Genomic DNA, 23,670 nt, shown 5'->3' on the forward strand with positions numbered 1-23,670 from the left:
TCCTTCCTTAGAGATCGGCCGGGCTGATATTCAGCCGTTCCATGCGATACAGCAGCGTGCGCCGCGGCAGGCCGAGTTCGCGGGCGGCCTGGCTCTGGTTGCCGCCGTTCTTGCGCAGGCAATCCATGAGCAGGCTGCGTTCGACCCGCTCCATGCGTTCGCGCAGGTTCAGGCTGCTGTCCAGGCTTGCTTCCACATGCAGATTGAAGTGTTCCGGCAGCAGCTCACCGCCCTCGCAGAGCAGCACGGCGCGCTCCACCAGACCCTTCAACTCCCGCACGTTGCCGGGGAAGGCATAGCCTGCCAGACGCTCGAGCGCGGCGTCGGACCAGCGACACAGATCGCGTTGGAGAAACGCGCAGGCCTTGTCGGCGAAATGCCGGGCCAGGCGCAGGATGTCCTCTTCACGCTCGCGCAGCGGCGGCAGTTCGATGGGGAAGTGCGAGAGGCGGTAGAACAGATCCTCGCGAAACAGGCCGTTCTCCACCTGGCTGCGCAGGTCACGGTGGGTGGCGGCGACGATGCGCACGTCGACCTTGTGAGTTTCGGTGGAGCCCAGCGGGCGCACTTCGCCTTCCTGCAGCACGCGCAGCAGCTTGGCCTGCAGCAGCAATGGCATGTCACCGATTTCGTCGAGAAACAGCGTGCCGCCGTTCGCCGCATCGAGCAGGCCGCTGCGGTCGCGGTCGGCGCCGGTGAAGGCGCCCTTGCGGTAGCCGAACAGCTCACTTTCCAAAAGCTGCTCAGGCAGCGAAGCGCAGTTCTGCACGATGAAGGGCTTGCTGCGGCGAAACCCGCAATCGTGAATGGCGCGCGCCACCAGTTCCTTGCCGGTGCCGGTTTCTCCCGTGAGCAGCACGTTGACCGGGCTGTGCAGCACCTTGCCGATCAATTGGTAGACCGCACGCATGCGCGAGCTGTCGCCGATGAGGCCGTAACCGCTGGCGCAGGGGCTGACCGGTGCGGCGGGCGGCGCGGTGCTCCCGGGTGTACGCAGGCGCTGGAGCAGATGCAGCTGGGCGAGGCCGAAGGCGCCGAGCTGGGCCAGCGAACCGCTGAAGCCGTGCAGCTCGCGCGATTCGGTACTGGCCGTCAGCAGCAGGCCGGCGACGCGCTGCTGCTCGTCCTGCAGTGGCAGGCAGAGCAGGCTGCGCCAGGGGGCCGGGCTGTCCGGCAGGAAGCTCGAAGCGTGCAGATTGCTGTCCAGTTCGCTGAGGCAAAGGGTCTGGTTCTGGCACAGGCAGTACTGCAACAGCTGTTCACCGTTGTAATCACTCGGCAGGCTGGTGGCTTCGCGTGGTTGCAATAGGCCGTTGTGCCACTCGGCCGAGAGCGTCAGGCGGGTATGGGTGGCGTCCAGCAGATAGAGCTGGCTGAGTTGGCAATCGCTCAGCTGCGCCGCGGTTTCCACCAGCCCTCCGAGCAGGCTGTCGGCATTCGCCGCGCGCGCCAGCCCGGCGAAACGGCCCAGCAGGGCCTCGGCATAGCGCAGCGGCTGTGGCACCTGATTGAACATCGCAGACATTTCAGGCGAACTCACAGACCAGCGCACCGTTGCCATCCAGCGTGGCATGCACCTGCTGCAGCGGCTCGTCATTGGCCATGGCAGCGAGCAGGCGGTCTACGACCAGCGGTTGCAGGTGCTGCTCGATCAGGTGGTCGATCAGGCGCGCACCGCTATCACTGTCGCCGCAGCGCTCGGAGAGGTGCGTGACCAGCGCCGGGCAATGGCTGAACTGCAGCTGGCGACGCTGCAACCGCTCACCGAAGCGTGCCAGCTTGAGCGCGACCAGCTCGTCGAGCACTTCGCCGATGATCGGGTAGTAGGGCACCACACGCATGCGCCCGAGCAGGGCCGGCTTGAAGTGCTGCGACAACTGCGGACGGATGGCCAGTTCCAGATCCTCGGTCGCCGGTCGCTGTCCCGCGGTGCAGAAACTGGCGATGCGCTCGCTGGCGAGATTGCTGGTCATCAGGATCAGGGTGTTGCGGAAGTTGATCTCGCGGCCTTCGCCGTCATTTGCCACGCCCTTGTCGAAGATTTGATAGAAGACATTCATCACATCCGGATCGGCCTTCTCCACCTCGTCGAGCAGGATCACCGAGTAGGGTTTCTGCCGCACCGCTTCGGTGAGCATGCCGCCTTCGCCGTAGCCGACATAGCCTGGAGGCGCGCCGATCAGGCGGGAAACGCTGTGTTTCTCCTGGAACTCGGACATGTTGATCACGGTGAGGAAGCGCTCGCCGCCATACAGCAGGTCGGCCAGGGCAAGGGCGGTCTCGGTCTTGCCGACGCCGCTGGGGCCGACCAGCAGGAACACGCCCACCGGAGCGTCGGGCTTGTTCAACCCGGCCGCTGCCGCGCGCATGGCACGATCCAGCGCTTCCACGGCCTGTTCCTGACCGCGCACCCGGGCGCGCAGATCAGCGGCGAAGTTGGCGACCTGGGCGTTGTGCTCCCGGGCCAGCTGCGTCAGCGGCACACCGGTCCAGTGGCTGATTACCTCGGCCACCAGGCGCGGGCAGACCTCATGGCTGACCAGTCGCTGCTCGGCCTGGGCTACGGCGAGTTCGGCCTGTACGGCGCGTAGCTCGGACTCGAGCTCATCGAGCGATGGGGTCTCGCCGTCCTCGTTTGCATCGCTGCGGGCTTCGGCGGTGCGTTTGCGCAGCTCGAGCAGGCGCTCGGCGAGCTGGCGCTGCCTGGTCCAGCGGGATTCGAGCTGCTCGATTTCGTCTCCCGCCGTGAGCAGACGTTGCTCCAGTCGCTCGAGGACAGACGCGTCGACCGGCAGGCCGGCGGCCAGATCGCGGCGCATGGCTTCACGCTGGCGCTCGCCTTCGGCGACCTCACCACGCAGGCGTTCCAGCGCCTCGGGCGCAGCGGCGAGGCTGATGCGCACCCGCGCGCAGGCGGTATCCAGCACGTCGACGGCCTTGTCCGGCAGCTGCCGGCCGGCCAGGTAGCGCGCCGACAGCTCGGCGGCGGCCGTGACCGCATCATCGCGCAGGTAGATGCCATGACTCTTTTCGTAGACCGGCGCCAGCCCGCGCAGGATGGTGACGGCTTCCGGAACGCTCGGCTCGTGCAGCTGCACCGGCTGGAAGCGCCGGGCCAGTGCCGGGTCCTTCTCGAAGTATTTCTTGTACTCGCTCCAGGTCGTTGCAGCGATGGTGCGCAGCTCGCCGCGTGCCAGTGCCGGCTTGAGCAGGTTGGCCGCATCGCCGCTACCGGCCTGGCCGCCGGCGCCAATCAGCGTGTGCGCCTCGTCGATAAACAGGATGATCGGCTTGGCTGAGCCCTTCACCTCGTCGATCACGCCCTGCAAGCGGCGTTCGAATTCGCCCTTCACGCTGGCACCGGCTTGCAGCAGGCCGAGGTCCAGGCAGAGCAGCTCGACGCCCTTCAGCGCCGCAGGCACTTCCCCGCTGACGATGCGCAGCGCCAGGCCTTCGACGATGGCGGTCTTGCCGACCCCAGCTTCGCCGACCACGATTGGATTGTTCTTTCGCCGCCGGGCGAGGATGTCGATCATCTGGCGGATCGCCGAGTCGCGGCAGAGCACCGGATCGAGCTTGCCGTCACGGGCCTGTTGGGTGAAGTTGTGGGTAAAGCGCGCCAGGTTCGACTCGCCACCGGCAGCAGGTTTGCCAGTGCTGCCTTGAGGCTGCTGGCTTAGGGCGAAGTCGCGCAGGCGCTCGGCATCAAGCCGGGCCAGCAATGGCTGGTAATGACTGCCTGCATAGCGCAGCGGATTGCGCAGCAGCGCGAGAATCAGTGCGGCCTGGTCAATCTGGCTCTGGCCGAGTTCCAGACTGGCCACCAGCAGGGCATCCTGTAGCCATTGCACCAGTTCGGTGGAAAACACCGGGTTGCGCGATTCGCTGCGCTCGCCTCGCGGTTGCAGCGCCTGCGCCAGTGCGCCGGTATCGACTTCGGCATCCAGCAAGGCTCGCTTGAGCAGTCCATCGGGACGCTCGAGCAGGCCGAGCAGCAGGTCCTCGACGAGAACCTTGCTGCCGCCACGTATCACGCAGCGTTCGGCTGCGCCTTCCAGATCCTGTTTACTGGGGGCATCCAGGGCTTGCACCAGTTGCTGTAAGTCGACGTTGATCATTTTCATCTTCCTTAATGAGTCTTGCTGCCCAGGGTGACCAGACCGTCGGCGCGGTCGCGTCCGAGCCAGCTGGTCCAGCCGAGGCGGCAGTTGTTGTCGGCGCCGATGCGTAGCTCACGGATCTCGTCCGGGCGAAGCTCCAGGCGCAGGTCGTAATCCAGCGGATCGCGCAGCGTGAAGCGCACCAGCGCACAGAGCGGCTGGTAGCCGCTGCCGATGGGCAGGAATTCGTGGAAGCGATTCCAGTCCAGCTGGCGGATATGGATGCGGAACTTGCCGCCGCGGTCGCGGACCCGCTCGCCGAGCACCAGGCTTTCGCCCAGCTGACTGTTGGCCAGCCCGAGCCGGTTGCGTTGCTCGCCGAGGATTTCCACCCGGCGCTCCAGGCATTGCTCGATGTTCAACTCGGCGTGCTTGAAGTAGTAGCGCAGCACCGATTCGATCAATGCTGCCGAGTGCGCGCGCAGGCTGAGCAGGCCGAGATAGGGCAGCAGGCGCTTCCAGTTCAGCTCCGGCGCGCTGCGGATGGCCTCGCCGCTGAGTCCGACCAGGGCGAACAGCTGCTCCGAGAAGGGGTCATGGGCGCCACTGGTGAAGCTGGCGCGGTATCGGTACTTCTGCCAGATCGGCAGCAGCAGGCGCTGCAGGCGGTTGTTGAACAGGTCGAGGAAGTCGCGGGTCGGGTTGCCGTCTTCGCTGTCGCCAAGCGCTTGTTCGCCGTAGAAGGCCGGCAGCGGCGAGCCGGCGCCGAACAGGCTGACCAGGTTGATGCGCAGGCGGGCGCGCCACTCGCCGTGCTCCTGGAAGAACTGCACCTGCTCGATATCACTGCCGGGAAAGCCCAGGCTCGGGTTGGCCTGGAATTCCAGGCGCTCGTAGAGCGCCTCGTCATCCAGCCCGGGATTGAGCTGGCGCAGGCGATCGAGCACCAGCAGCACGCCCTGGAACAGGCTGTACTCGCGGATGCCGCGGTTGAGCGGTCTCAGAGCAGCGGTTGCTGACCCATGCGCGGCGTCCATTGGTACACCTCTCCCTGTGTGCTCTGTACGCGCAGCTCGTGATACGAGTTGAGGCTGGCGTAGAGGGCGAAGAATTCGTTGAGCACCGAGGCGAAGAGGAACAGATCGCCCTCACCGATGAAGCCGTCCTGGTTCATGGTCAGTTCGGTACGTACGCCGCGCACCGGCAGCCCGCGATGCAGGCGATCGACGTGCTGGTGGGCGATGTGAGTCAGGCCGCCGAGGCGCCGCCGGCTGACGTTCTCGGCGTGCTTGTCGTAATAGCGTGGTAGGTCGTAGGTCTCGAGGATCACCTTGAGCGCCTCGACGTTGGCCAGCGACAGGTAGTTCAGCGACATGTTGCTGATCAGCTTCCACAGATAGTCGCGCTGCAGCGGCGGCGCGTAGCTCGGGGTGACCGCCGAGATATTGCGGAAGCTGAGAAATTCCGGGGTGTCTTCGCAGGGCTTGCAGATGTCGCCGAGCTTCAGCTGGCGCGGCAGGTTCTGGTTGGTGCAGGTCAGCTCGATGGACAGCGTCTCGTGCTGGTCGAGGTTGCGCAGGCCGAAGCTGAGCCAGGTTTCCTGGCCTTCGCCCAGCAGCGAAGGTTGCTGGCGCACGCTGTAGTGCGGGCGCGCCACCGGCACATCGAAGCTGGGGTCATGCTCGAAGGATTCGAACGGCACGTACTCTTCGTAGCCCATGCCGCCGGGTTTCCAGCCGGTGACCCGATCCACCGAAAACACCCCGCATTGCTGTGCATCGTACTCGGCCGGCAGCAACAGGTACTGGTCCTGCTTGCCGTCCAGGCGGATCGGGATGGCATCGTGCTGGAACAGGTTTACCACCGGCGTACAGTACAGGCGCACGTTGTCCAGCGTCGGGCGGATGCGTTGCACGCCGGCCTTGTGAATGTCGAAGCGTAGCTCCAGGCCGCGGGCCTGCTTGAGCAGGTCGTCCGGAATGCGCTGAATGATCTCCAGGCCCTTGATGTCGACGAAGAGAAACTTGTCCGGGAAGGCGAAATATTCCTGCAGGTAGCGATAACCGCGGAAGGTATTGAGCGGGTAGGGGATCAGCGCCTCATCCTCGGCGAATCCCACCGGCTCGACCTGCTTGGCGTTGAGCTGCAAGGGCGTCAGCGGTCGGCCATCGGGACCTGTCAGCGGTTTGCCCTGCGCGTCCAGCGGCACCAGCTCGATGCCGCCCAGATGCCGCAACAGGCTCAGGTAGAGCAGCTGGCTGATATAGGGCTCGCCTGCCAGGTGCAGGCGCAGATGGTTGAGGCCGATCTCGCCGAGATGGCCATCGGCGCTCATCTGCAGGCGCAGGCTGAGCAGCGCACCGGTGCCCTTGACCGAATACTCCAGCGTCTGCAACGCCAGAGGCAGCACCTCGGTGGCGTAGGCGGTACGAAAGCAGCAGCTGACGCCCTGCACAGGATTGGATTCCACTGGCGTATTGCGCGGCACCGTCAATGCCGGGCCGGGGCGCTTCAGCGGATCGAACTGCAGCATGCTGAAGGCTGGCAGCGGACGCATGTAGTTCGGCCACAGCAGATGCATCAGCGAGTGGGTCAGTTCCGGCAGCTCGTCATCGAGCTTCTGCCGCAGCCGCCCGGTGAGAAAGGCGAAACCTTCGAGCAGACGCTCGACATCCGGATCGCGCCCGGCCTGCCCGAGGAACGGCGCCAGCGCCGGGCTGCGCTCGGCGAAACGCTTGCCCAGCTGGCGCAGGGCGGTGAGCTCGCTCTGGTAGTAATGGTTGAAAGACATGTCTAACGATTCATCCTTGTCGTTTCGTGTCCGGCGCGCTTGCGCGGCGGGGCTCCTAGCGTCGGCGGTAGCATCCCGTGGAGGTGTCCATGTTCACGAGCAGGCAGTTGCCGTGTGGCTTCAGCCTCATCTTGTCGAAGAAGGCCCTCGGCCCGCGTTCGCGCAACTCGATCTGCCCGTCCACCATTGCCCAGTGCCCTCGACCCTGGATGTCGAGGCTGCCGTAGTAGAGCACCGCCTCGAACGTGCCCTGTTCCTGGAGCAGCAGCTGTGAGCCCATTTCCATCACGCCGACCAGTTCGTAGCGCCCGGCCAGTTCGCGCGGCGGCGGGGAAGTGTTGGTGCAGGCGGCCAATGTCAGCGCGAGGGCGGCGAGAGCCAGGCGGGCGCAGCGTGAGGAGGGTTTACCACGAGCCATAGGGCACCCCGTGTTGCTCGATATAGGCCTTGGCTTTTTCCGAGAGGGGATAGGCGTAGCGTCCCTCGTTCTGTCCAAGGCTCGGCCCTAGCTTGCTAACTGCAGCCTCGAAGCGGCCAATCTCAATGGACTGCAGGCAGGGTCCGCCTACCCAGGCCTTGGCGATGCCACCCGGGGCCAAGCCGATGGTTATGTCTTTGCGAAATTGTCCATCCAACCACTTGCCCTGAAAGTGGCAATAGCCACGCTGAGGTTTAAGCATCTCCTTGCGCACCCATTCGGGAATATTGATGCGTACGTTGTAGGTCTGCGGCTCAACGAACGACTGCCAGCGCACAAATACGATTTCCGGCAGGTCGATGCCTGGCAGGTCCTTGCCTGCGCCTCCCGCTGGGTGCTTGGGCCAGCCGTCGACCTTGCCTGTATAGGACGGGACCCCGCCACTGACGCGCTCGTAGGCCAGCCCCCGGCGGTCGATCACATCCACGCTTTCCACCCAGACTTCCATATGTTCAGGTGCGAATACACCGACATACCAGGCGTTATAGGGGAGTTTCGGTTGAGCCTGGCTGCTGGTGCAGCCGCTGAGCAAAAGGATTGCGCAAGCGAGAACAAGAGTTTTCATTCGGGATAGCCCTGCTGTGGCTTGTTGTTGTAGACCAAGCGCACATTGGGCGCTGGCTTGCTGATAAGCAGGCCGCTGGTGGGCTTCCAGTGCGCGGATAGGTGGATATACCGCGATCGGAGCAAATGCTCTTCGTGTTCGTTTAGGTCATATCGGCTGCCGTTGGCATAGGCCATCATTTTTTTGGCAATGTCTTGGAGCTCAAACGGAATCGCCAAACTCGGCGTGTCGGGAACGGCTTTGACCGGAACCCCATGTTCGGCCGCCAGTTCCCGCATCACACGTAAATACACCAGTGAAAGCTCGCCGCGTATCTGACGGTCAATAGTTACCAGGCCTAACACCCAATCCTCCGGCGGATGGTTGACACCGCGGGGTTGGAGTTTGCGGATGCGGCGAACCTCTTTTTTAAGCTGATCCTCCGGCAGTCCGAGAGCCTTCCATTTTTCATACTGGCGCTCGGTTTCGCGCCACGCGTGAGTACGCTCAGTGGGTATACCCGCGGGTACCGTGGAACTGACCGGACGACTGAGGATCACCTTTTCCTGAACGACTGGAAGATAGCCGCCACCGATATCCGAGTGCGCGCCGGGAAGGGTTATCTCTTGATGATGTGGGGTCACGCTATTGAGCGCGAAGTTCCAGCGCATCTCATCACGGGCCTTCAGCTGAAGCACTTTGCGCGCGCAATCTGGCGGGAGGTACAGGTTGACACCTGGATTGTGGTGGTCCGCAGGGCTGAAGTCCCAACTCAACGGGTCGGCCACAGCCGCCACCGTATCGAACAGACCGATGAAGTTAATCTGAACGTTGGTGGCCCAGTCGAATTCCGCGCTAAACCCAGGTGCCTGCGCATTGAATAAATTCGCCAGCATGCCGCTTTCCGATTTGAGTATTTCGTTGGCGAAGTGACGAGCCGCGGCAGCCCCGCGACTGAATCCAAAGATGTCGAGTTCCAACCCTTCGATTTCCAGATTGGGGTTATTACCCAGCAGGCGATCCAGCGACTCTTGGATCTTCTGCGGACTTTGCATCACCCGGGCCACTACGCCGGTATCGCCCATGCCCGTAGCCAGCCCGTATGCCGAGTCCTCTTCTCCGCTACTGGTGCCGATGCCTTCGAGATACGCCTTGATGCTGGCGCTACGTTCGTCCTTAGCCAGGCTCCGGGTCGCATCGTCCTGGTACAGGTCGAATAACCGCGCTACGTTGCTCGGCGCGTTGCCGTAGCTGTTGTCCGGTGTCTGGGTAAAGAAGCCGTTGCCTTCGCTACCGCCGAAACCATGCGCCCTACAATACTCGACGACCTCCCCGAGGGTGCGCTCGTCCAGCAGAGTCAGGTCGTCCTGGCGACACTTTTCGGTCACGGCGGCATTGGCCAGGTTATTGCCGGTGCCGTCGAAGAACACGCCGATTCGCAGGGTGATGCCCTGACGCGCCTGTTGCTGCGGCTGCTCGACCAGCTCCTCTTCTTCGTCTTCGTCTTCCTCTTCAACGCCCAATGGCGCGAGGTCACCCGGCTCTTCCTGCCAGGCGCGGGCTATCGGTTCAGATGAGCGAAAGGCCTCGGCAGCAGCGGCCGCCGCAGTAGCTGCCTTGGCAATTCCAAGGGCGGCAGGCGCGAGGAAGGGCGCCGCGTTGTGGCTGCTGCCGATGACCACCGTCCCCGAGCCCGCGGTGACGACGTTGCCGTGGTTCCCCACACTGCCCACCACCGCCGCCGGCTTGCCATCGATCAGCACGTTGGGGATCACGGCGCTGGCCATCGCACCGCCGCAGGCGGAGGCGTCGCCCATGCGCGCGGCCGGCAGGCCGTCGAACAGCACGTCGGGTGAGCCGGCGGCGATGGGGTTGGTGCCGTGGCCGGTCTTCGGGCAGGCGGTAGGATCGCCGAGGCGGGCTGCAGGTTTGCCGGACATCCGTTGTCTCCTTACTGGACCTTGACCTGTCCGCTGCCATCCAGGCTGGCGGAAAAGCTGACCTGGCGCTTGAGGCCATCCACTTCCAGCAGGCCTTCGATGGTGAAGGCGAGGGTCAGCGGGTCGTGGGTTCGCGGCAGCGACAGCACGCGCACCTGGGTCAACCTGGGTTCGTACGCTTCGATGAAGCGCTCGATGGCGATACGCGCCTGCTGCAGCGAGTCGTGCAGCGACAGGCGCATATCGTTGAGATCGGGCAACCCGTAGTCGGGCAGCGTCTGCACGCTGCCCGCTCGGGTGCTGAGCATCTTGGCCAGATGGGCAGCCACCGAGGCCATCGCCGCGACTTCGCGGCTCCAGCCGGAACGTCGCGCGGCGTCACCGCCGAGGCGTTCGAAGAGGCTGCCGTATCCGTTCAAGTGCTTATTCCTTGTCCAGCTTGCCGACCAGCGACAGGGTGAAATCAGCGCCCATGTACTTGAAGTGCGGACGCACGCTGAGGCTGACGCGGTACCAGCCTGGTTCGCCCTCTACGTCGCTGACGTTGACCTGGGCGGCGCGCAGCGGGCGACGGCTGCGGACTTCGGCGCTGGGGTTCTCCTGGTCGGCGACGAACTGGCGGATCCACTTGTTGAGTTCCAGCTCGAGGTCGGTGCGCTCCTTCCAGGCACCGATCTGCTCGCGCTGCAGCACCTTCAGGTAGTGCGCCAGGCGGTTGACGATGAACAGGTAGGGCAGCTGGGTGCCGAGCTTGTAGTTCAGCTCGGCGGTCTTGCCTTCCTCGCTGTTGCCGAAGAACTTCGGCTTCTGCGCCGAGTTGGCAGAGAAGAACGCGGCGTTGTCGCTGCCCTTGCGCATGGTCAGGGCGATAAAGCCTTCTTCGGCCAGCTCGTACTCGCGACGGTCGGAAACCAGCACTTCGGTCGGGATCTTGGTCTCGATCTCGCCCATGCTCTCGAAGTGGTGCAGCGGCAGATCCTCGACCGCGCCACCGCTCTGCGGGCCGATGATGTTCGGGCACCAGCGGAACTTGGCGAAGCTGTCGGTCAGGCGGCTGGCGAAGGCGTAGGCGGTGTTGCCCCACAGGTAGTGCTCGTGGCTGCCGGCGACGTTTTCCTTGTAGACGAAGCTTTTAACCGGGTTATCTTCCGGGTCGTAGGGGTTGCGCAGCAGGAAGCGCGGAACGGTCAGGCCGACGTAGCGGGCATCTTCCTGCTCGCGGAAGCTCTGCCACTTGGTGAACTGCGGGCCCTCGAAGTGGTCCTTGAGATCCTTCAGGTCCGGCAGGCCGGTGAAGCTTTCCAGGCCGAAGAATTTCGGGCCGGCGGCGGCGATGAAGGGCGCGTGGGACATGCTGGCGACGCTGGCGACATACTGCATGGTCTTCACGTCGGGCGCGCTGGGGTCGAAGAAATAGTTGGCGATCAGCGCACCGACCGGCTGGCCGCCGAACTGGCCGTACTCGGCGGTGTAGATGTGCTTGTACAGGCCGGACTGGACGATCTCCGGGCTGTCCTCGAAGTCGTCCAGCAGGTCCTGCTTGGAGGCGTTGAGCAGCTCGAGCTTGATGTTCTCGCGGAAGTTGGTGCGATCCACCAGCAGCTTCAGGCCGCGCCAGGACGACTCCAGGGCCTGGAACTGCGGGTGGTGAAGGATTTCGTCCATCTGCTGGCTGAGCTTGGCGTCGATCTCCGCGATCATGCGGTCGACCATGGCCTTCTTCACCGGCTCGTTTTCGTTCTGCGGCTTGAGTAGTTCTTCGATGAAGGCCGAGACGCCGCGCTTGGCGATGTCGTAGGCCTCGTCGTCCGGGGTCAGGCGGGTTTCGGCGATGATGCGGTCGAGGATGCCGCCTTCGGCGAGGTGGTTGCCGTGCTCGACGGCGGCTGCGCTAGTGGTCATGTAGATGTGCTTCCTTGTCGGTGATATCAGGCGTCCAGCTTCTCTTTGGCCGCCAGGCCCAGTTCGCCGAGTACGCGGTCACGCGAATCGTCGTCGGCGAGTACGCTTTCGATGGCTTTACGGAAGGCAGGGGCGTTGCCCAGCGGGCCTTTCAGGGCGACCAGGGCGTCGCGCAGTTCCATCAGTTTCTTCAGCTCCGGAACCTGCTCGACCAGATTGGCCGGGTTGAAGTCCTTCATCGAATTGATGCGCAGCTGCACGGCCAGTTCGTCGTCGGTCTGCTCGTCCTGCAGACGGTTCGGCACGCCGAAGGTCAGGTTCAGCTCCTGCTTGGCCAGGACCTCGTCGAAGCTGTTCTTGTCGATGGCGATGGGCTTGCGGTCCTCGATCTTGCGGTCGTCGGCGCGCTGGGTGAAGTCGCCCAGCACCATCAGCTTGAGGGGCAGCTCGACCTCTTCCTGAGCATTGCCGGTGGCCGGCTTGAACGTGACGTTGATGCGTTCCTTGGGTGCAACCGAGCCTTCTTTGGCCATGGTGTTCTCCTTTGCGGTTAGTCCAGCACCACTTCGAGATCGAGGTGGCACAGCCTGCGGTAAATCTCATCCTTGCTTTCACGCACGGCGTGGTTCTGCGGCAGCAGCTCGCAACAGCTGTGCAGCAGGCGCAGTACCTCGAGGGCGAGATCGGGTTCCCAGCTGCCCAGGCCACTGGCCTCGAGCTGCTGGTCGAGTGCTTCGAGCTGGGTTTTGGCCAGCTCGTATTTCTTGGCCTGGTAGCACAGGCGGGCGAGGCTCAGCTGCCAGAAGAAGCGCTCGCGGTCGCCGCGGGCGCGAGCCAGGCCCTGCTTGAGCTGTTGCACGGCAGGCTTGAGGCCTTCTTTGCGCAACAGCGGAACGGCTTCTTGCAGCGCGAGCTCCCAGCTCGGTTGTGCGGTGCCGGTGACAGGCGGTTCTTCCTGTCTGGCGGCCGTGGCCGGCTGTACATGGGGCATGACCTGGCCGCTGATCCAGGCGCGGGTTTCGGCGTCGGCGAACGGGGTGCCGTCGTGAAAGCACAGCTCTTCCAGACGCGGTACGCGTTGCAGGAACAGCGCGAGCTGAATCTCCACTTCGCGCATGGCCTGCGCGGCGTCTAGCTCCTGCAGGCACTCCCAGGCCAGGCGCTGACCGTCCAGCCAGAACGGCGCGCGCGCGGTGCTGTTTTCCAGGTCCACCAGCAGGTCGGCGTACTGCCCCTGAGCGAAGCGTTCGCGGTAGCTGGCCAGCTTGTCGGCGGGTACGCCACGTAGCGCGGTGATCTGCTCGCTGTTGTGCTCGGGCAGGCTGTCGATGCTCAGCCAGAGCAGGGTTCGCGCCAGGCGCAGGGGGCGCAGATCGCTGGTGCGCTGCTTGAGCCACCAGGCGGTCAGCGGGCGGGCCTGTTCCTGCAGGTTGCGCAGAGCCTTGAGCGCTTCCTTGTCGTTCTCGATCGGCGAGCCGGGGGCGAAGACCTGGCTGGCGACCTGCTTCACCTGGGCGATGGCTGCGCCCACTGTCCCGGGCTGCGGTTGCCCCGAGCTGGCGCGCTTGACCATGCCGTCGAGCTGGCGGCAAAGCGGCAGCAGCAGCGGTGCGTCTTCGCCGAGATGGTCGGACAGGCATTGCTCCAGCGCATGCAGTTGCTCGGCGAGGCTGCGGAACAGCGGCAGCTGTTCGCCGACCGGCACGTCTTCGGAAAAGGTCTGTTCAAGGCGCGGCAGCAGCCAGTTGATCGCGGCGGCGCGCGTGCGCGGCTTGCGCGGATGCAGCTCGGCCCAGTGATGGCTGCACAGGTAGTGCAGAACGCTCAGGCCGGCCTGCAACCCGGCAAAGGACTCACGCTGGAACAGGCTCCAGGTCAGCCAGGCAGCGGCGCGCAGATCCTTGGACAGCGAGGCGAGCAGCATCTCGCTGCCCTCGCGGACCTTCTGCCAGTCGATACCGGTGGTCTGGTGCAATGCTCCGGCCTTGGCCAGTTCAGCCTCGAGCAATTCGAATTCGCTGCTGTAGCGAATATCGTCGCCAGCGAAATTGCTGTCATTGACCGGCTTTCTGGCAAGTTCCAGATAATGCTTGCTGAGTGCGCTGGCGTGCATTGGGTCTTCCGTGACGCTCAAGTTCGATCCGTGAACTTTGAAACTGCCGAATATTTAAGAGCGGCATGTTTCCGAGAAAGGAGGTGCGCAACTTCTTGCGCACTTTCCCTGCGCAACAAATTGCACAGGGCCTTATGGGGTGGGCATCCTAGACGGGGGGTATGCCTCATTCAAGGCGAGAAGTGTGATCTCTGTTGCAGTGGGAAATATTAGCCGGCGGCCGACGGAACTAATTCAAAACTGTCGGGAAATTTGCTTCTGCGATCTATTTGAACTTGTGCGAATTAGTCCAGTTGCATGTAAGTCATCACTTACATGCAACTATCTACTCGATCACAGAAAGATGATTGGCGCTGTTATAGCCGATCGTATTCGGCAATTCAGAGCGCGGGGATTGCGGTGACTGACACGCCCAACAGGTGCTGCTGGCCGGGCTGCAATACCACCACGTCGTCCAGCACGTTGGCTGTCTCGATGCAGGCCATGCGCTGCCAGGCGTCGTCGGCGAAGCTGGACAGGCGCTTGGCCTTGTCGATCCAGGGGTTCCACAGCACGGCGGAGCGCGAGCCGCGAGTGGTCAGCCGGATACTGCGTTTCCATGCCGGGTCGATGAGCACCAGAGTTGTCGGCAGCTGCAAGTAGATGCGGTCGGTTTCGCCGTTGAACGCCAGGTCGCCGTCCTGCTGCTGGCGCTGCTGCCAATCCAGCAGCGTATCGATGTAAGGGCAGCCGGCCAGGCCTTCGATGCGGACCTGATGGATGTCGCTGACAGCGAAGTAGCTGTGCAGGGCCTGGCTGATGGTGACTGCCTGCGTGCCGACGTTGCGGCTGCTGAGGCTGAGCTCCAGCTCGTCGGCCAGGCGGATCTGCAGTGTCAGTTCGACCCGGTGCGGCCAGCCCGGCAGTGCGCCGAGCGCCTGCGGGCAGTGGAACTCGAGAATCGCCGTATCGCCTTCGCTGCGCTGTTCGCGCAGTTGCCAGGGCAGGGTGCGCACCAGGCCATGGAACGGGGCGGGTTGCTCGCCGTGGTAGCTCGCCTGGACCCCTTGCGGGTTGCGCGCCAGGTCGCCGAACCATGGCCAGCACACGGGTACGCCACCGCGAACCGACTGCCCTTGCTGATAGGCGGCCTCCTCGCTGAGCCAGATGATCGGCGGCGCATCGCCCTGGCGATAGCTGAGGATCTGCGCGCCCTGTTCGGCGATCAGCAGTTCGTCCTCACCGCGGCGGACTCGCCAGCAGGCGAGCTGGTCCATTTCGATGCGTTGAATATCGACAGGCATGGGCAATCTCGTGATGGGATCGGGTTTGCGTCTGACAGCGGAGCGGAGGCGGGATTCAGCCAAAGTGGCCAGGCAGAGCATGCCTCCTCGCTGAGCCGAGGAGGCAGCCAGGGCTTAGCGGCCCTGGCAGGCGTCGACCCGCAGCCAGCGTTCCAGCAGCTTGAAGCCCTGCATCAGGATGAAGGCGATCAGCAGGTAGATAAGGCCTGCGGTGAGGAACATTTCCTCGTGCAGGTAGGTGCGTGCGGCGATCTTGCGTGCCATTCCGGTCAGTTCCAGCAGGGTGATGGTGCTGGCCAGGGCGCTGGCCTTGAGCATCAGGATCACTTCGTTGCTGTAGGCCGGCAGGCCGATGCGTGTCGCACGCGGCAGGATGATGTGCAGCAGCGCCTGCGCGCGTGACATGCCCAGCGCGCGGGCGGCTTCGACTTCACCGTGAGGCACGTTCTGGATCGCGCCGCGGATGATCTCGGCGATATAGGCGGCGGTGTGCAGGGTCATGGTGATGATGGCGCACCAGTACGGGTCACGCAGATACGGCCAGAGCGCACTCTGGCGCACCACCTCGAACTGCGCCATGCCGTAGTAGACCAGGAACAGTTGCACCAGCAGCGGTGTGCCACGGAAGAAGAAGATGTAGCCATAAGGCAGCGCGCGGACCGCCAGATGCCGGGAGGAGCGGGCGATGCCCAGCGGTACGGCGAGGATCAGTCCGGCGACGACCGAAACGCCGACCAGCTGAAGGGTCAGCCAGGCGCCCTCGATGAAGCTCGGCAGCCACTTGATGAAGATTTCCCAGGTCATGCTGCGCTCCGCACGAAGCCGCGGCCGGCACGTTTTTCGAGGAAGTGCATACCGATCATGGCGACGATGGTTAGGCACAGGTAGATGAAGGCGGCCACGAGGAAGAAGGTGAAAGGCTCCTTGCTGGCGGTCACCGCGATTTGCGAGCGGCGCATGATTTCCTCCAGCCCGATCACCGAAACCAGCGCGGTGTCCTTCATCAGGATCATGAACAGGTTGCCCAGACCCGGCAGGGCCAGGCGCCACATCTGCGGCAGGATCAGCCGCAGGAAGATGCGCCGCTTGCCCAGGCCCAGGGCCAGGCCAGCCTCGCGGTGACCCTTGGGAATGGCCAGCAGCGCGCCGCGGAAGACCTCGGTCGCATAGGCGCCAAAGCACAGGCCGAGGGCGATGGTGCCGGCGGCGAACGGGCTGAGCACCAGGTTCTCGATGCCGAACAACTCGCCGATACCGCGAATCAGGCTGATGGTGCCGAAGTAGATCAGCAGCACCCAGAGCAGTTCAGGGACACCGCGCACGATGGTCGAGTAGGTGCCGCCGAGCCAGCGCAGCGCGCTGTAGGGCGAGGTTTTGGCGAGTGCGCCGAGCAGGCCGAGCACCAGCCCCAGCGCCAGGGAGGCGAGGGCCAGTTGGATGGTCATCCAGGTGCCGGCAATGAGCGCCGGCCCGAATCCGTGAAGGTCAGGAATCATAGAAGCTCAAACACCAAAGCCCGGTCGGCCAGTTTCAGGCGACCGGGCTTCGGCTCGGTTGGATCAGTAAATGCTGAACGGGAAATACTTGTCGTTGATCTGCTTGTAGGTGCCGTCAGCGATGATTTCGGCCAGCGCCTTGTTCAGCTTCTCACGCAGCTCGTCGTTGCCCTTGCGCACGGCGATGGCGATCTTGTCGTCATCGAATACCGGTTCGCCCTTGAACTCGAAGTCCTTGCCGGCATCGCTCTTGAGCCATTCCCACTGCACGAAGGTGTCGGCCAGGATGCCGTCGACGCGGCCGGAGGCCAGGTCCAGGTAGGCGTTCTCCTGGGTGTCATAGAGCTTTATATCGACCACGCCGTCCAGGTTGTCTTCCAGCCAGGTGCCAGCGATGGTTGCGCGCTGCGCGCCGATGACCTTGCCGTCCAGATAGTCCTTGTCGGTCTTGAACTCGACGCCCTTCGGCGCCACGAACTGCAGCTTGTTGGTGTAGTAGTGATCGGTGAAATCGACGGCGTTCTTGCGCTCTTCGGTCACCGACATCGAGGCGGCGAGGAAATCGAACTTGCCGGCATTCAGGGCCGGGATGATGCCGTCCCAGTCGGAGGTGACCACTTCGCACTCGGTTTGCATCTTGGCGCAAAGGGCGTGGGCGATGTCGAGGTCGAAGCCAACCACCTTGCCGCTGGCATCGATCAGGTTGAAGGGCGGGTAGGCGCCTTCGGTACCAATCCGTAGTTTTTCCGCGGCGAATGCCTGGGTGCCGATGATCAGCGAGGCAGCAGCGGTCAGCAGGATCTTTTTATAGCTCTTCATGCGGTGTTGCTCCATTAGCGATGGCTGGACATGAATTGTTTACAGCGCGCCGATTGAGGGTTGTCAAATACCTGCTCGGGCGTCCCCTGCTCCTCGACCAGACCCTGGTGGAGGAACACCACTTCGCTGGAAACCTGCTTGGCGAAATTCATTTCGTGGGTGACGAGCAGCATAGTCCGGCCTTCCTCGGCGAGCGACCGGATCACTGCAAGCACTTCTTGTACCATTTCCGGATCGAGCGCCGAGGTGGGTTCGTCGAACAGGATTACCTTGGGCTGCATCGCCAGCGTGCGAGCGATCGCCGCGCGCTGCTGCTGACCGCCGGAAAGCTGGTTGGGGTAGACGTGGCGTTTGTCGGCGATGCCGACCTTGGCCAGCAGCGCCTCGGCCACCTCGGTGGCTTCGGCCTTGCTCTGGCCGAGCACGCGGCGCGGTGCCTCGATGATGTTGTCGAGGATGGTCATGTGCGGCCAGAGGTTGAAGTTCTGGAACACGAAGCCCAGCTCGCTGCGAACCCGGTTGAGCTGCTTGCCGTCAGCGGCAATCAGATCACCCTGCTTGTCGCGCTTGAGCTTGAGCTGCTCGCCGGCCACCAAGATTTCACCCTCATTGGGGTTTTCCAGGAGGTTGATGCAGCGCAGGAAGGTGGACTTGCCGGAGCCTGAAGAGCCGAGGATGGAAATCACGTCGCCGTCACGGGCGGTCAGCGAAATGCCTTTGAGAACTTCCAGGTCGCCGTAGCGCTTGTGCAGGTTGCGGATTTCCAGTGCAGGGATGGCCTCGGCCATGAGGGGTCCTCTTTCGGACCGGCGATGGCCGCCAGGGTCCGGATATTCTGTTGGTGCGCTCCAGGCGAACTGCTCGCCTTCCTGGCGAGGCGCAAACCTAGCATGCACCGCGGCATGCGCCAAGCGCGATGCGGCGTTGAGCGATGTGACCGTTCGGTCACGTTTCGCCGGCCAACAATGCGCTCCTGGCTATATAGATGAAGTCGATGCCGCGTGCGCAGGTGCGCTCCGCTGCCCGGCGCAAGCGGCAGCTCGGTCCGCTTGGCTGCGGCCTGAAGCTGCCACCGCTCTCAGCCCGCTTCCGGCTTCGGTGCGTCTTGATCGTCGGAGAGCATTTCGTCGTGCTCGGCCATTTTCCACGGCAAGCTTCCCGGCGAGATGTGCAGGAAGTGCAGGTACTTCTCGAACTGGTCGAGTATGTCGCTGATGATGTCCGCCTGGTCGTATCCGTAAACGTCGTAATGTTGGCCGCCGCGGCGCAGGAACACCTCGGCACGGTAGTACTGCTCGTCGGCCTCCGGACCCTCGGTCAGCGCGAACGCCGGCATGGCGTAACCGACCGCACGGATCTCGTAGATGAAGTCCACCTGGTCGTCCTTGATGACCTCCAGGTAAAGCCGCGAGTGGGCTTCATCGGTGTGCACTTCGGCAGCCCATTCCTGGCCACTGAGTTCGCGCTGCACCCGGCGCATGGCCTTGAGCACCGTGGTGTTCATGAAGCCGTCGACCTCTTCCCGGCTGGGAAAACTGACCATCCCCGCCAGGCGCTTCTTCCACAGGCCGGGACCGGCGTTGCTCGCCAGCCGGCTGCCCTGCATATGGCTTTGCAGACTGGTTTCGTGGTGGCCTTCGATCACCAGAGCGCGCCACATGCCCAGCGCGGCGATCATCATGATGATCGCGAAGGGCAGCGCGCTGGCGATGGTCATGGTCTGCAGCGCGCTGAGGCCGCCGGCCAGGAGCAGGGCGGACGCGACTACGCCCTCGATGCTGGCCCAGAACACCCGCTGCCACACCGGCGTGTGCAGCGCGCCGCCGGCGGCCAGCGAGTCGATGACCAGCGAGCCGGAGTCCGACGAGGTGACGAAGAAGGTGATGATCAGCACCACCGCCAGGAACGAGGCGATGGACGTCATCGGCAGCAGTTCGAACAGCTTGAACAGGGCGATGGCGTTGTCCGCCTGCACGTCGCCGATCAGCGAGGTATAGCCTTCGACCATGATCATGTGCAGTGCGGTATCGCCGAACACCGAGAACCAGAGGAAGGTGAACATGGTCGGCACGAACATCACGCCGAAGACGAATTGACGGATGGTTCGGCCACGGCTGATCTTGGCGATGAACAGCCCGACGAACGGCGACCAGGCGATGGTCCAACCGAAGATGAACAGGGTCCAGTTGCCGATCCAGTCGCTGCGGCTGTAGGCCTGCAGGTTGAAGGTGCGCTCGATGATGTTGTTCAGGTAGCTGCCGGTGTTCTGCAGGAAGGTTTCGAGAATGAAGATGCTCGGCCCGGCCAGAAACACGAAGAGCATCAGGCCGATCGCCAGGATCATGTTCAGCAGCGACAGGTTCTTCACACCCTTGTCCAGCCCGGCAACCACCGAACAGATCGCCATTGCGGTAATGATCGCGATGGCGATGATCTGCACGTTGATGCTGATCGGTATCGACGGCCAGAGGTAGTTGATGCCCGCGTTGATCTGGGTGACGGACAGACCCAGCGTGGTGGCGATGCCGAACAGCGTGCCGAGAATCGCGAAGACATCCACCACATGGCCGATCGGCCCGTGGATGCGCTCGCCGATGATCGGGTACAGCGCCGAGCGCATCGACAGCGGCAGGCCGTGGCGGAACGAGAAGTACGCCAGTACCAGGCCGGTCAGGCCGTAGATGGCCCAGATATGAAAGCCCCAGTGGAAGAAGGCGATCTGCATGGCCTGCTTGGCCGCGTCGACGGTTTCCCCCGCACCGGCGGGCGGCGAAGCATAGTGCAATACGGGTTCGGCCACGCCGAAGAACAACAGGGCGATGCCGTAGCCGGCGGAAAAGAGCATGGCGAACCAGGCCGGGAAGCTGTACTGCGGCTCGGCGTGATCCGGACCCAGCTTGATGTTGCCCCAGGGCGTCATGGCAATGCCGACGATGAACACCAGGAAAAAGGCCACCGAGAGCATGTAGAACCAGCCGAAATTGGCAGTGATGAAGGCCAGCGTCGAGCTGAACACCTCACCGGCCAGGTCCGGGTTGCTGATCGTGCCGATCACCAGCAGGAGCGTGACGATCACGGCTGGGATGAACACGGGGAAGAGAATGATGGCCTTGGGCAATTTCCTGGCGGCATCCATGGGCGGTCAGCCTCCGTTATGAGCGGGTGATGAGCGGGATGTTCGCGGCGAGACCTTCGGATTTGCCCGAACGCTGCCTTCTGGTAGACGGCTCGAAGCGCCGAATGATTCAGCGAAATGTGAGGAAGGATTCCGCTCCGGTGTAGCGAAGCGTCTAGAAAGCCGGCTCCAGCCCGTGATGGCGCAGAATCGTGGCGATGCTCCCCTCGCCGATCAGCACCTCCAGCGCATCGTTAAAGCGGGCGAACTCGGCTTCGCTGACCGCCGCTCGAGACAGCCCGATAGCGTAGGAGACAGCCTGCAGCTCGCCGGCTTCGTGGATGTCGAGCAGCCTTTCCTGGTCGATCAGGTGCCAGGCGACGTCCTGATTGACCACTGCGACGCCCTGTTCGCCGAACCTGCCGGCTTCCAGCATGCGCAGCAGCCGCCGATTGTCGGCCTTCAGGATCAGTGTCACGTCGCTGACCTCGGCCAGGTGCTGGCCGAGCACGAACGAGGTACCTGACGGCCCGTAGACGGCGACGCTGCGCCCGGCCAGGTCCTGCGGGCGGTGGAAAACGAAGCGGCTGCTCGAGCGGGCATAGACGCCATAGCGTGAGGTGACCAGCATGCGGGTGAGGTGAAAGGCGCGCTCGCGCTCCGGCGAGCGAATCACGGTGAATATACCGTCCACCTCGCCCATTTCGGCCAGCGCCAGTGCACGGCGCCACGGCAGCAGCTGCACCGGGCAGTCGACTCCCATCCGCGCACAGACGGCTTCGACGATCTCGACGAAAGGCCCGGCCGCACGGTCTGCGGTCGCTGTGGCTGATGCATAGGTGAACGGCGGAAAATCCTCGGTAACGAAGCGCAGCTCATCGGCCTGGCAATTGCCCATGAGTGTCAGGCCGGCGACTATCGCAATCCATCGAGTGGGCATGCTGCAAGCTCCAGGCGATCGGCAGAGCGGCAATACGCTCCACGCCCTTGCAGCCTAGCGTGTCGCCGTTCTCGGCGCGACCCTGAATCAGGGCAGTCAGCTCAGGTCTGGCGCCCGGCTAGTGACGTCGACCGATGAGCGTGCCCCAGCTAGCGGCTCTTGCGCATCTGCTCGCGCCATTCCCATGGTGGTTGCTGTTCGGTCTTGTGCAACGACCACAGGCCACGCCGGAACTCTCGGGCGACAGCCTCCAGGTCGAGCAGCCTGCGGTCGTCCAGGCGAGCGCGATACGCCCAGGCGGCGCCCGCCCTGACCATTTCCGAATTGACGTCGATATTGCCAACGCCGACTCGCGCCAGGGTCCGCCCAAGGCCATCGCGGCCCTTGACCTCGAGCGTCACGTTCTTGCCGAAGATATGGTCGGAGAGCGCTTGCCGGGCCTGGCTGCCGTAGGGTTGCTTGAGTTCCGGGGCGTCGATCTCCGCCAGCCGAACCCGGAGCCGTTCGCCCGCGTTGGTCCGGCAGCTGAAGGTGTTGCCGTCGGCGATGCCGATCACCCGGCAATCGAGCGACTCGGCAGAGGCAGGCATGGCAGTGATGAGCAGGGCGGCAAGCAGGTAGCGCAGCATGAGGGCGTCCATGCGGTTCGGGCGGGCGAGGGTAACAGGCTGGTCGCTGCCCTGATCGGCGCCAGGTCTCAGATGGTCCGTCTGCGTTGGCGAAATGGCGGCCGGTCACGCATGGCGAGAAATGCGCCGAACCGTCGCTTGCCAGCGCGTGCGCAACGCTCAGAAGGCGGCTTCGAGTTGGTGCCGGCGCAGGATATTCGGCACCGTGCCATCGGCTATCGCCGCGTCCAGCGCCTGCTCGAACGCCTCGAACTGTGCCTCGCTCACCGTCTTGCGCGAGAGGCCGATGCCATAGCGGATCGGACCCATCTCGCCGGCCTCACGCACTCCGGCGAGGCGCTCTTGTTCGATCAGATGCCAGGCGACATCCTGATTGAGCACTGCCAGGCCGTCCACGCCGAAGCGTCCGGACTGCAGCATGCGTAAGAGTCGTCGATTGTCGGTAGTCAGGTGCAAGCGTACGTCAGGCACCGACTTGAGGCGCTCGGACAGCACATAGGAGGTACCGGACGGACCATAGACGCCAACCAGTCGCCCCGCCATATCGCTTGGTTGGTTCTAGACGAAGCTGCTCTCGGTCTGGGCGAAAACACTGTAGCGAGAAGTGACCAGCATCCGGCTGATGTGGAACATCTGCTCGCGTTGCGGTGAAGGTGTGAGCGTGAATATTCCGTCCACCTGCCCCTGCTCGGCCAGGCGGAATGCGCGCTGCCAGGGGTACAGGGTGATCGTGCACTGGTGCTGCAGGCGTGCGCAGATCGCATGTACCACCTCCACGAACGGGCCGGCCGCGCCAACGCCTGCGGTTTCGCTGGCCGGGGCGTCAGCCGGGTAGGTGAACGGCGGGAAGTCCTCGGTCACGAAACGCCACTGCGCCGCGCCGGCCGGGCCGGCGTTCGACAACAGCCATATCAGCAGAATCGAGAGAATCCTGTGCACCGTTCGGCTCCTTGCGCTGTGCAGCATTCCTTGGCAGTTCGACGCGGCCAGGCAACATCCCGCTCAGGCCCGCCCAGTTAACACCAGCCTAGCGCAGCATGAAGTCGGAGCAATGAAGGGAATGAAGGACTGCTGGCCCTGCGCAGCTTGCCTGCGGCTATGTCCTCGTGCTGCGGCGTAGGTGCCGTTCGGTATCCGAGCTTCAGTCAGCGGGTGGCTTGGGGGATCACAGAACGCCGGCGATGCTGGGCGGGTGCTTCCGTGTGAATACCGTCAAGGCTGTTCCGGCGAGCGTCGCGCGCCGCCGGCAAAAATCACAGGCAATAAAAAACCCCAAGGAAATTAATTTCGCTTGGGGTTTCTCGGTATTAGTGGTGCCAGGGACGGAACCGAACCAATCGCTACAGGTGGCGTGTTTGCTGGGTTTGTCTGGTTCGCTAGTTTGTCGATGCCCCCAAAAATGCCCCCAAAACGAAAAGTGCCCCCCGTTCCGGCGCCAATGGCTCGTTTCGCCTTAGCGTTTTATTAGCGTGCTGCCGCCTGCTGTCAGGTGATCGGAATCTAAACCGATCTACTTTGGA

Annotated in this window: 19 protein-coding genes and 1 pseudogene; all 20 read right to left on the reverse strand. The window is 63.7% G+C overall.

From position 1 onward, the window contains the following. Window positions 1–7 precede the first annotated feature (7 nt). The 20 genes and pseudogenes from ACX1DW_RS17990 to ACX1DW_RS18085 all read right to left on the reverse strand — a co-directional run bounded on the left by ACX1DW_RS17990 (window position 8) and on the right by ACX1DW_RS18085 (window position 23,116). Window positions 8–1,516 carry a sigma-54 interaction domain-containing protein gene (locus ACX1DW_RS17990; protein WP_270054273.1) on the reverse strand — a complete coding sequence of 503 codons (1,509 nt, stop codon included), beginning with the start codon at window positions 1,514–1,516 and terminating at the stop codon, window positions 8–10. 10 nt (window positions 1,517–1,526) lie between these two features. Beyond that, window positions 1,527–4,124, reverse strand: a complete 2,598-nt coding sequence (gene tssH / locus ACX1DW_RS17995) for a type VI secretion system ATPase TssH (RefSeq protein ID WP_458992058.1) — start codon at window positions 4,122–4,124, stop codon at window positions 1,527–1,529. A 5-nt stretch (window positions 4,125–4,129) separates the two neighbouring features. Then, window positions 4,130–5,137: a type VI secretion system baseplate subunit TssG gene (gene tssG, locus ACX1DW_RS18000; RefSeq protein WP_458992059.1), complete on the reverse strand. Its 1,008-nt coding sequence runs from the start codon at window positions 5,135–5,137 to the stop codon at window positions 4,130–4,132. Further along, window positions 5,101–6,891, reverse strand: coding sequence for a type VI secretion system baseplate subunit TssF (gene tssF / locus ACX1DW_RS18005; RefSeq protein WP_458992060.1), 1,791 nt, complete (start codon window positions 6,889–6,891; stop codon window positions 5,101–5,103). Before tssF ends, tssG begins: the two co-directional genes overlap by 37 nt. Before the next feature lie 55 nt (window positions 6,892–6,946). Further along, entirely contained in the window at window positions 6,947–7,309 is a 363-nt protein-coding gene (locus ACX1DW_RS18010) for a hypothetical protein (protein WP_265661968.1), read from the reverse strand. Continuing rightward, window positions 7,296–7,934: a DUF2931 family protein gene (locus tag ACX1DW_RS18015; RefSeq protein WP_458992061.1), complete on the reverse strand. Its 639-nt coding sequence runs from the start codon at window positions 7,932–7,934 to the stop codon at window positions 7,296–7,298. The genes ACX1DW_RS18010 and ACX1DW_RS18015 overlap by 14 nt, the downstream gene beginning before the upstream one ends. Next, a complete protein-coding gene (locus ACX1DW_RS18020; protein ID WP_458992062.1) occupies window positions 7,931–9,853 on the reverse strand; it encodes a PAAR domain-containing protein in 1,923 nt (640 codons plus the stop codon). Before ACX1DW_RS18020 ends, ACX1DW_RS18015 begins: the two co-directional genes overlap by 4 nt. Window positions 9,854–9,864: 11 nt before the next feature. Further along, a complete protein-coding gene (tssE, locus tag ACX1DW_RS18025; RefSeq protein WP_003303358.1) occupies window positions 9,865–10,272 on the reverse strand; it encodes a type VI secretion system baseplate subunit TssE in 408 nt (135 codons plus the stop codon). 4 nt (window positions 10,273–10,276) lie between these two features. Next, the gene (tssC, locus tag ACX1DW_RS18030) at window positions 10,277–11,755 is read right to left on the reverse strand and encodes a type VI secretion system contractile sheath large subunit (RefSeq protein WP_003303357.1); all 1,479 of its coding nucleotides are present in this window, start codon (window positions 11,753–11,755) and stop codon (window positions 10,277–10,279) included. A 26-nt stretch (window positions 11,756–11,781) separates the two neighbouring features. Further along, window positions 11,782–12,288: a type VI secretion system contractile sheath small subunit gene (tssB, locus tag ACX1DW_RS18035; RefSeq protein ID WP_008567243.1), complete on the reverse strand. Its 507-nt coding sequence runs from the start codon at window positions 12,286–12,288 to the stop codon at window positions 11,782–11,784. 17 nt (window positions 12,289–12,305) lie between these two features. Continuing rightward, entirely contained in the window at window positions 12,306–13,868 is a 1,563-nt protein-coding gene (gene tssA / locus ACX1DW_RS18040; RefSeq protein ID WP_458992063.1) for a type VI secretion system protein TssA, read from the reverse strand. 380 nt (window positions 13,869–14,248) lie between these two features. Further along, window positions 14,249–15,151 (reverse strand): D-hexose-6-phosphate mutarotase, encoded by a 903-nt coding sequence (locus tag ACX1DW_RS18045; RefSeq protein ID WP_458992064.1) that lies wholly within the window; start codon window positions 15,149–15,151, stop codon window positions 14,249–14,251. A 114-nt stretch (window positions 15,152–15,265) separates the two neighbouring features. Next, on the reverse strand, window positions 15,266–15,955 hold the full coding sequence (locus ACX1DW_RS18050; RefSeq protein WP_063540141.1) for an ABC transporter permease: 690 nt from the start codon (window positions 15,953–15,955) through the stop codon (window positions 15,266–15,268). Further along, window positions 15,952–16,647: an ABC transporter permease gene (locus ACX1DW_RS18055; protein ID WP_458992065.1), complete on the reverse strand. Its 696-nt coding sequence runs from the start codon at window positions 16,645–16,647 to the stop codon at window positions 15,952–15,954. Before ACX1DW_RS18055 ends, ACX1DW_RS18050 begins: the two co-directional genes overlap by 4 nt. 63 nt (window positions 16,648–16,710) lie before the next feature. Further along, window positions 16,711–17,466, reverse strand: coding sequence for an ABC transporter substrate-binding protein (locus tag ACX1DW_RS18060; protein WP_063540139.1), 756 nt, complete (start codon window positions 17,464–17,466; stop codon window positions 16,711–16,713). 14 nt (window positions 17,467–17,480) lie between these two features. Next, window positions 17,481–18,254 (reverse strand): ABC transporter ATP-binding protein, encoded by a 774-nt coding sequence (locus ACX1DW_RS18065; protein WP_102839004.1) that lies wholly within the window; start codon window positions 18,252–18,254, stop codon window positions 17,481–17,483. Window positions 18,255–18,544: 290 nt separating this feature from the next. Beyond that, window positions 18,545–20,602, reverse strand: a complete 2,058-nt coding sequence (locus ACX1DW_RS18070; RefSeq protein ID WP_458992066.1) for a BCCT family transporter — start codon at window positions 20,600–20,602, stop codon at window positions 18,545–18,547. Between the two features lie 154 nt (window positions 20,603–20,756). Then, window positions 20,757–21,521 carry a substrate-binding periplasmic protein gene (locus ACX1DW_RS18075; RefSeq protein ID WP_458992067.1) on the reverse strand — a complete coding sequence of 255 codons (765 nt, stop codon included), beginning with the start codon at window positions 21,519–21,521 and terminating at the stop codon, window positions 20,757–20,759. 149 nt (window positions 21,522–21,670) lie between these two features. Then, window positions 21,671–22,150, reverse strand: coding sequence for a thermonuclease family protein (locus ACX1DW_RS18080; protein ID WP_230724152.1), 480 nt, complete (start codon window positions 22,148–22,150; stop codon window positions 21,671–21,673). Between the two features lie 159 nt (window positions 22,151–22,309). Next, a pseudogene (locus ACX1DW_RS18085) lies at window positions 22,310–23,116 on the reverse strand (substrate-binding periplasmic protein). Window positions 23,117–23,670 lie beyond the last annotated feature (554 nt).

Source organism: Stutzerimonas sp. KH-1 (assembly GCF_054483855.1).

Bases quoted from the DNA above. Each gene is read 5' to 3' on its own strand.
- ACX1DW_RS17990 (WP_270054273.1), bottom strand. From the start codon at position 1,516: ATGTTCAATCAGGTGCCACAGCCGCTGCGCTATGCCGAGGCCCTGCTG.
- tssH (WP_458992058.1), bottom strand. From the start codon at position 4,124: ATGAAAATGATCAACGTCGACTTACAGCAACTGGTGCAAGCCCTGGAT.
- tssG (WP_458992059.1), bottom strand. From the start codon at position 5,137: ATGGACGCCGCGCATGGGTCAGCAACCGCTGCTCTGAGACCGCTCAAC.
- tssF (WP_458992060.1), bottom strand. From the start codon at position 6,891: ATGTCTTTCAACCATTACTACCAGAGCGAGCTCACCGCCCTGCGCCAG.
- ACX1DW_RS18010 (WP_265661968.1), bottom strand. From the start codon at position 7,309: ATGGCTCGTGGTAAACCCTCCTCACGCTGCGCCCGCCTGGCTCTCGCC.
- ACX1DW_RS18015 (WP_458992061.1), bottom strand. From the start codon at position 7,934: ATGAAAACTCTTGTTCTCGCTTGCGCAATCCTTTTGCTCAGCGGCTGC.
- ACX1DW_RS18020 (WP_458992062.1), bottom strand. From the start codon at position 9,853: ATGTCCGGCAAACCTGCAGCCCGCCTCGGCGATCCTACCGCCTGCCCG.
- tssC (WP_003303357.1), bottom strand. From the start codon at position 11,755: ATGACCACTAGCGCAGCCGCCGTCGAGCACGGCAACCACCTCGCCGAA.
- tssB (WP_008567243.1), bottom strand. From the start codon at position 12,288: ATGGCCAAAGAAGGCTCGGTTGCACCCAAGGAACGCATCAACGTCACG.
- tssA (WP_458992063.1), bottom strand. From the start codon at position 13,868: ATGCACGCCAGCGCACTCAGCAAGCATTATCTGGAACTTGCCAGAAAG.
- ACX1DW_RS18045 (WP_458992064.1), bottom strand. From the start codon at position 15,151: ATGCCTGTCGATATTCAACGCATCGAAATGGACCAGCTCGCCTGCTGG.
- ACX1DW_RS18050 (WP_063540141.1), bottom strand. From the start codon at position 15,955: ATGACCTGGGAAATCTTCATCAAGTGGCTGCCGAGCTTCATCGAGGGC.
- ACX1DW_RS18055 (WP_458992065.1), bottom strand. From the start codon at position 16,647: ATGATTCCTGACCTTCACGGATTCGGGCCGGCGCTCATTGCCGGCACC.
- ACX1DW_RS18060 (WP_063540139.1), bottom strand. From the start codon at position 17,466: ATGAAGAGCTATAAAAAGATCCTGCTGACCGCTGCTGCCTCGCTGATC.
- ACX1DW_RS18065 (WP_102839004.1), bottom strand. From the start codon at position 18,254: ATGGCCGAGGCCATCCCTGCACTGGAAATCCGCAACCTGCACAAGCGC.
- ACX1DW_RS18070 (WP_458992066.1), bottom strand. From the start codon at position 20,602: ATGGATGCCGCCAGGAAATTGCCCAAGGCCATCATTCTCTTCCCCGTG.
- ACX1DW_RS18075 (WP_458992067.1), bottom strand. From the start codon at position 21,521: ATGCCCACTCGATGGATTGCGATAGTCGCCGGCCTGACACTCATGGGC.
- ACX1DW_RS18080 (WP_230724152.1), bottom strand. From the start codon at position 22,150: ATGCTGCGCTACCTGCTTGCCGCCCTGCTCATCACTGCCATGCCTGCC.